The following is a 6,413-nucleotide window of genomic DNA, read 5'->3' on the forward strand; positions in this document are numbered from 1 at the left end:
GCCGCGCGGCGCCCGGCGCCACCGTCGAGCTGTTGCGCAATGGCGAGCCGCATGCCCGGGTGGTCGCCGATCGCTCGGGGCAGTTCTCGATGGTGCCGCCGCCGCTGCCCCCCGGAGCGTTCGAGCTGACGTTGCGGGCCAAGCAGCCGGATGGTCGCGAGCTGTCGTCCAAGCAGAGCGTCGCCGTGGCGGTCGAGGCCAGCAAGCGGCCGGCGACCGTCGCGGTGGTCGCGCCGGACCAGGCGACGCGCGTGCTGTCGAAGCCGGCGGCATCGGCACCGCTCGCCGTCGCGGTCGAGGCCGTCGACTTCGAGCCGAACGGCAACCTGCGTGTCAGCGGCCGAGCGCGGCCCGGCGCGACCGTGCGGATCTATCTCAACGACCGCCTTGTCAGCACGGCGACGGCCGGTGCAGATGGTCGCGTCGCGACCACGATCAAGGATGCCGCCTGGTCCGGCAAGGACCGGCTGCGGCTCGACGACGTCGATGCCAAGACGGGCACCGTTCAGGCGCGTGCCGAAGTGCCGTTGAATGTGCCGGAGGCGCTCACGACAGCCTCGCTGCCTGCAGCCGCCGGACAGGGCAGCGGCAGCGCTCCCGGGAGTGCGGGCGTTCCCGGCGCGCGTACGCAGCTTGCGGCGGCGTCGCCCGCCGACCTCAAGGACATGGCGGGGCCACCCGCCCGCGGCGGCGCTAGGACGATCACCGTCTCGCGCGGCGACAGCTTGTGGCACATCAGCCGGCGTCTGCTCGGCGAGGGCACGCGCTATGCGGTGATCTACCGCGCCAACCGCGAACAGATCCGCCGGCCGGATCTGATCTATCCCGGCCAGGTGTTCGTGCTGCCCGCCAAGCGGTAGGCGGCATTGCGAGCTCGCGCGAGCTGGAGAGCTAGGCGAGCAGCTCGTGAGCCAATTCGCCCAGCCGCGCAACGCTGCGCTCGACGCGTGCGTCCCAGTCATGGCTGCAGCTCAGGCGCAGGCAGTTGCGATAGCCTCTGCCGGCCGTGAACAGACCGCCGGGCACGAAGCAGATGCGCTCGCGAATGGCACGTTGATAGAGCGTGTCGGAGTCGAAACCATCCGGCAGCTCCAGCCACAGCACGAAGCCGCCCTTGGGGTCGGTCATCCGCGTGTCCCTGGGGAAGCTGCGGTCGACGACGCGGCGCATGCGGTCGATGTTGTCGGCGAACACCTTGCGGATGCGGCGCAGATGAGCGTCGTAGCCGCCGGACTTCAGGAAGTCGGCCATCGCCTTCTGCGGCAGCGCCGCGCCGCTCAGTGACAGCGCGAATTTCGCGGCGAGGATTTCATCGTGGCGGCGGTTGGCGGCGAGCCAGCCGATGCGATAGCCGGGCGCGATGGTCTTCGAGAACGAGCTGCACAGAATGATATCGGCCGTCGGGCTGATCGCGGCGAACGGGCGTGGACGGTCGTCGCCAAAGCTGATGTCGCCGTAGATGTCGTCCTCGATCAGCGGCACGCGGTAGCGCGTGAGCACGCGGATGATAGCGACCTTCCTCGCATCGTCGATACGCGAGCCCAGCGGATTATTGAAGCTCGAGGCGAGCAGGCAGGCGGCGACGCGGCGTTTGCCGAGCGCCTTGTCGAGCGCTTTAACGTCGACGCCGCTGGTCGGGTCGGTCGGCAGCTCCAAGGCACGCAGTCCGCGCGCTTCGAGCACCTGCAGCAGGCCGAAATAGGTCGGCGATTCAATCGCGACCGTATCGCCCGGCCGAGTGGTGACGCTGAGAGCGATGTTCAGCGCCTCGGTGCAGCCATTGGTGATGAGCACGCCCTCGGGCGGCACCGCATGTCCGAGGCGTAGCGCACGCGCGGAGATCTGGCCGCGCAGCTCGGCATCGCCATGCGGATCGGCATAGATGTTGTAGTGGCGGCCATGAACGCGGGCGCAGCGGGCGAGGTGACGGTCGAGCCGCTCGGCCGCGAGCAGGCCGGCGCTCGGGATAGCACAGCCCAGCGGCGCATAGGACGGGTCGCCAGCATAAGAGAGCACGCTGAAGACGGGATTGGAGACGGCAACCGTGCTCGCCCGCTGCGGCGGCTGCGAGGCTGTCGGCAACTCGCGCTGCCGGTGGCTCCGCTGCGTGACGTAGAAGCCGGACTTTGGCCGCGCCTCCAGCACGCCGCGATCCTCCAACAGGCGATAGGCCTGCACTGCCGTGGTCAGGCTGACGCCATGCTGAGCGGCGAAGGCGCGCACCGACCGCGCGCGCATGCCCGGACGAAGCAGGCCATTATCGATCAGCGTCGTGACGCCGGCAGCGAGGGTTTCGTAGAGCGGCGGGGAGGGCGTGCGCTGGTCCATACAGATCATCCAATCCTAGATCTGTACCGGTGGCAATCAGGATCGTCTGTATCTGTCATGAGAGGTCTCCGGGCTGTAGCATCTTGCCTGCGCCAATCCGGAGTTTCGTCATGACCCACGTGCCCAACCGTTTTCCGCACAACGACATCATCAGCCTGACGTCGCAGCCGGTCCGCTACGATCTGGCCGAAAGCGTTGGCCCGGACCTCAGGCTCGGCCAGTTGCTGTCGGGCGAACTCAGCCATGAGCTTGAGAATCTTGCGTTGGGCTACGGTCCGACCGAGGGCCACGCCGGGCTGCGGGAGCTCATTGCCACGCGACACGGGGTCGGAGCTGACGACGTCATCACCACCGTCGGCGGCATGCAGGGGCTGTTCCTGATGGCCTTCGTGCTGACCGAGCCGGGTGCAGAGGTCGTGATCGGACGACCGGTGTTTCCCAATGCGCGCAACGTGCTTGCGTCAGTCGGCCTGCGCGTGATCGATCTGCCGCTGCATTTCGATGACGGCTATCGTCTCGATGTCGACCGGCTGCGATCGCTGCTGACAGCGCGGACGCGATTGGTCAGCCTGGCCTCGCCGCAGAATCCGTCCGGTGTCGCGCTGTCCGATGCCGAACTGCGCGAGGTGCTCGCGGCGATGGATGAGATCTGTCCCGAGGCGTTCCTGCTGGTCGACGAGACCTATCGTGAGGCGGTGCATGGCGAGGCGGAGCCGCGCCCGAGCGTCGTCGCGCAGGATCGGCGCATCGTCAGCTGTGCGTCCTTCTCCAAATGCCATGGTGCGCCGGGCATCCGTACCGGCTGGGTGATCACGCGCGATGCGGCGCTGCGCGCGCAGCTGCTGCTCGCCAAGTTCAACATGACGATCTCGAACTCGGTGGTGGATGAGGCGATCGCGCTGCGGATCATGCGGAACCTCGACGTGATCTTGGAAGAGCGGCGTCGTCATCTTGCCGCTGCGCTCGCGCGCACCGCCGCATTCGCGACCGCCCATGGTCAGCTGATCGAATGGATCAGGCCGGACGCCGGCGCGCTGTGCTGCGTCAGGCTAAGGCCGCAGGTGTTCGACGACGCGGCCGTCGCGCGGTTTCATCGCGAGCTTGCGGCACGCGACACGCGCGTCGCACCAGGCTCTTGGTTCGGCGACGAGGTGCGGGTGTTCCGTCTCGGCTTTGGCCTGCTTGCGTTGCCGGAGCTGGACGAGGCGCTGCAACGCGTCTCGCAGGCGCTGACATAGGCGGTTAGAAGGACGGTGGATCCGTCATGGCGAGCGAAGCGAGCCATCCAGGGGCGCGCCTGCGACCCTGGATTGATTCCGCTCTGTTGTGGAGATGTTCTGGCCGCACGATTGCGCTACGATATTGGCAATCTTCGTCCTGCGAGGTTTTCATGCACGATCTCACCCGCTGCGTTCAGCATCCTGCCGTGTCCCACGACGGCTTCAAGTCGCTGGCGGTTCCGACCCATCGTGCCTCGACGATCGTCTATGACGATCCGCAGGATTTCGCGCGGCGCGCCGAGCGCGGGCTCGACGGCTACACTTACGGTTTGCACGGCACGCCGACGACGCGGACGTTGGAGGCGCAGATCACCGCGCTGCATGGCGGCGAGCGCACCGTGCTGGTGCCGTCTGGACAGGCCGCGGTCGCAATCACGATGCTCGCCGTGCTCAAGCCGGGCGACAAGGTGCTGATCCCCGATCACGTCTATCCGCCGGTGCGTCACCTCTGCGCCGGGTATCTCGCGTCGCGCGGGATTGCGCATGAGGTCTATGATCCGCTGATCGGCGGCGGCATCGCCGATCTCGTCGATGCCAGCACGAAGCTGATCTGGCTGGAGTCACCGGGCTCGGGCACGATGGAGGTGCAGGACGTGCCGGCGATCGCCCGCGCCGCGAAGGCGCGGGGCGTGCTCACCGGCTGCGACAACACCTGGGCGAGCCCGCTGCTGTTCAAGCCGCTGGCGCATGGCGTCAACGTCGCGGTCGAGGCGCTGACCAAATATGTCGGCGGCCATTCCGACCTGCTGCTCGGCTCGATCACGGTCAAGGACCTCGCCTTGCGCCAGGCGCTCAAGGACGTGCTCGGCGTGCTCGGCATCGGCGTGTCGCCGGACGAGGCGGCGCTGGCGCTGCGTGGCATCGAGACCATGGGCGTGCGCATGGCCCATTCCGGCCGCGTCGCGCGGGAGTTTGCCGAGCGCCTGCAGGCTGCGCCAGCGGTCTCGCGCGTGCTGCATCCGGCGCTGCCGTCCTGTCCGGGGCACGAGGTGTTTCTGCGCGACTTCAAGGGGTCGAGCGCGGTGTTCAGCGTCGTGATCAAGCCGGAGTTTGCGGCGCGGATCACTCCTGCGCTCGGCCATCTCAGGCTGTTCGCGATCGGCGCCTCCTGGGGCGGCACCCACAGCCTGATCGCGCCGATGGATGTCACGGCGGATCGCACGGTGCGGCCGTGGAATACAGCCGAAGGTCTGGTGCGCCTGAGCATCGGGCTCGAAGAGCCGGGCGAGCTCTGGGAGGACCTGTCGCGGTTTCTGGATGCGCTAGTGGCGTGAGGCGATCGATACCGCGCGCGATTTGCGAGCGTGACGACTGATCTCCGTGCCCGTCATTCGGGGGCGCGCGTAGCGCGAACCCGGAATGACGAGGGGAGAGATTTGGGCTCAAGGTGCAGGTGTTTCGCTGATGGGCGAAGCCCAACTCAGCAACGCCTGCTAACCCGCGCTCAACCGGATGCCCGCGCGCAGGAATTTCTGCGGATCGACGGCTTCGCCGTCGATCCGGGTCTCGTAGTGCAGATGCGGGCCGGTCGAGCGGCCGGTGGAGCCGACCTCGCCGATGATGTCGCCGATCTTCACCTGCTGGCCGATCTTGACGTTGATCTCGGAGAGATGGCCGTAGCGGGTGGAGAGGCCGTTGCCGTGGTCGACCTCGACCATGCGGCCATAGCCGCCGGCCCAGCCGGCGTTGACGACCTTGCCATTGGCGGTGACACGCACGGGATCGCCGGTCGCGGCGCGGAAGTCGAGACCGGTGTGCATCGCGGGGCGGCCGAGGAACGGATCGGAGCGCACGCCGAAGCCCGAGGTGAACTCGACCTCGCCGATGACGGGCTTGCGATAGGGCACCAGCGACAGCGTGCGGTTCATCTTCTCGACCTGCGCACGGGTGATGCTGATGCGATAGAGCTGGCGCTCGAACGGGCCGGATTCGGCGCCGAGCTTGACCGGAACGAACGGGCCGCCCATGCCGCCCTTCGGCGTCGCGGCTTCGAGCTGGCCCATGTCGAGGCCGAGATCGGTGATCACGCCGCGCATCCGGCGCAGCTTGGATTCCAGCGTCTCCTCGGCCGAGGCCAGCATCGCCACCTGCCGCGCCTCGACCTGGTCGAGCGAGCGCGTCAGCCGGGTCAGCACGTTGTCGACGCCGGCGAGCTTGGTGGATTGGCTCGGCTGCACGTTGGCCGGGATGGGGCTGCGTGATTCGAGCCGCGCCTCGCGGTCGGGGGGCGCGGTGAAGATCACGGTGTCGCTGATCGGCGACGGCTTGGGCGTGGCCGGTGACGACGGCGGCTCGATCGCCGGGGCGCGAGCCGGCGCGCGGATCGAGCCGGTGATGTCGGGCATGCTGCCGAGCGCGGTGGCGCGGCCTTCGAGCGCGGTCTGGCGCTTCAGGATCTGGTCGAGCTTCTGGTCGAACTGCTCCTGGTCGAGCAATTGGCGGCTGGTGGCGCGGTCGACCTTGGCGCGCAGCTCGGCGATGCGGTCCTCATAGGCGTATTGCATCTCGGCCTGGCGCGCGATCAGCCGTGTCAGCACGTCGTCGCGGAACGCGAAATAGGTCGCGGTCGCCGCCGACCAGATGCCGAGCAGGCTGACGGTGCCGACCACGATCCAGAACACGACCGGGCCGATGCGCACCTGCTTGCCGGCATGCACCAGCGTGTAGTCGCTCTGCGAGGCGGCGGACGCCGGAGCAGGGGCCGGATGGCTCGCGGGCGCGCGCCGATGATGGGCGTGCCCGCGGTCATGAGGATGGTGTTGGGGATATTCGGCGTGATGGCCGGAACGATGCGACATCGGCACT

General features: G+C 68.1%; 5 protein-coding genes. 3 read left to right on the forward strand and 2 right to left on the reverse strand.

Annotation, left to right across the window (positions count from 1 at the left end; all coding sequences use genetic code 11):
- On the forward strand, positions 1-860 hold an 860-nt coding region (locus BRAO375_RS30110; protein WP_035643093.1), incomplete at its 5' end, for a LysM peptidoglycan-binding domain-containing protein.
- Positions 861-891: 31 nt separating this feature from the next.
- Here BRAO375_RS30110 and BRAO375_RS30115 read toward each other — a convergent pair.
- The gene (locus tag BRAO375_RS30115) at positions 892-2,328 is read right to left on the reverse strand and encodes an aminotransferase-like domain-containing protein (protein WP_009031205.1); all 1,437 of its coding nucleotides are present in this window, start codon (positions 2,326-2,328) and stop codon (positions 892-894) included.
- A gap of 110 nt (positions 2,329-2,438) precedes the next feature.
- Here BRAO375_RS30115 and BRAO375_RS30120 point away from each other — a divergent pair, with 110 nt between their 5' ends.
- Both BRAO375_RS30120 and metC read left to right on the forward strand, forming a co-directional pair.
- Positions 2,439-3,566, forward strand: a complete 1,128-nt coding sequence (locus tag BRAO375_RS30120) for a pyridoxal phosphate-dependent aminotransferase (RefSeq protein ID WP_009031206.1) — start codon at positions 2,439-2,441, stop codon at positions 3,564-3,566.
- Positions 3,567-3,718: 152 nt separating this feature from the next.
- Entirely contained in the window at positions 3,719-4,882 is a 1,164-nt protein-coding gene (metC, locus tag BRAO375_RS30125) for a cystathionine beta-lyase (RefSeq protein ID WP_009031207.1), read from the forward strand.
- A 159-nt stretch (positions 4,883-5,041) separates the two neighbouring features.
- Here the strand turns inward: metC and BRAO375_RS30130 are convergent, their stop codons facing one another.
- Complete coding sequence (locus BRAO375_RS30130) at positions 5,042-6,406, reverse strand: M23 family metallopeptidase (RefSeq protein ID WP_175345396.1); 1,365 nt, start codon at positions 6,404-6,406, stop codon at positions 5,042-5,044.
- Positions 6,407-6,413: the final 7 nt, after the last annotated feature.

Source organism: Bradyrhizobium sp. ORS 375, assembly GCF_000239775.1.
Classification (GTDB): Bacteria; Pseudomonadota; Alphaproteobacteria; order Rhizobiales; family Xanthobacteraceae; genus Bradyrhizobium.

Bases quoted from the DNA above. Each gene is read 5' to 3' on its own strand.
- BRAO375_RS30115 (WP_009031205.1), bottom strand. From the start codon at position 2,328: ATGGACCAGCGCACGCCCTCCCCGCCGCTCTACGAAACCCTCGCTGCC.
- BRAO375_RS30120 (WP_009031206.1), top strand. From the start codon at position 2,439: ATGACCCACGTGCCCAACCGTTTTCCGCACAACGACATCATCAGCCTG.
- metC (WP_009031207.1), top strand. From the start codon at position 3,719: ATGCACGATCTCACCCGCTGCGTTCAGCATCCTGCCGTGTCCCACGAC.
- BRAO375_RS30130 (WP_175345396.1), bottom strand. From the start codon at position 6,406: ATGTCGCATCGTTCCGGCCATCACGCCGAATATCCCCAACACCATCCT.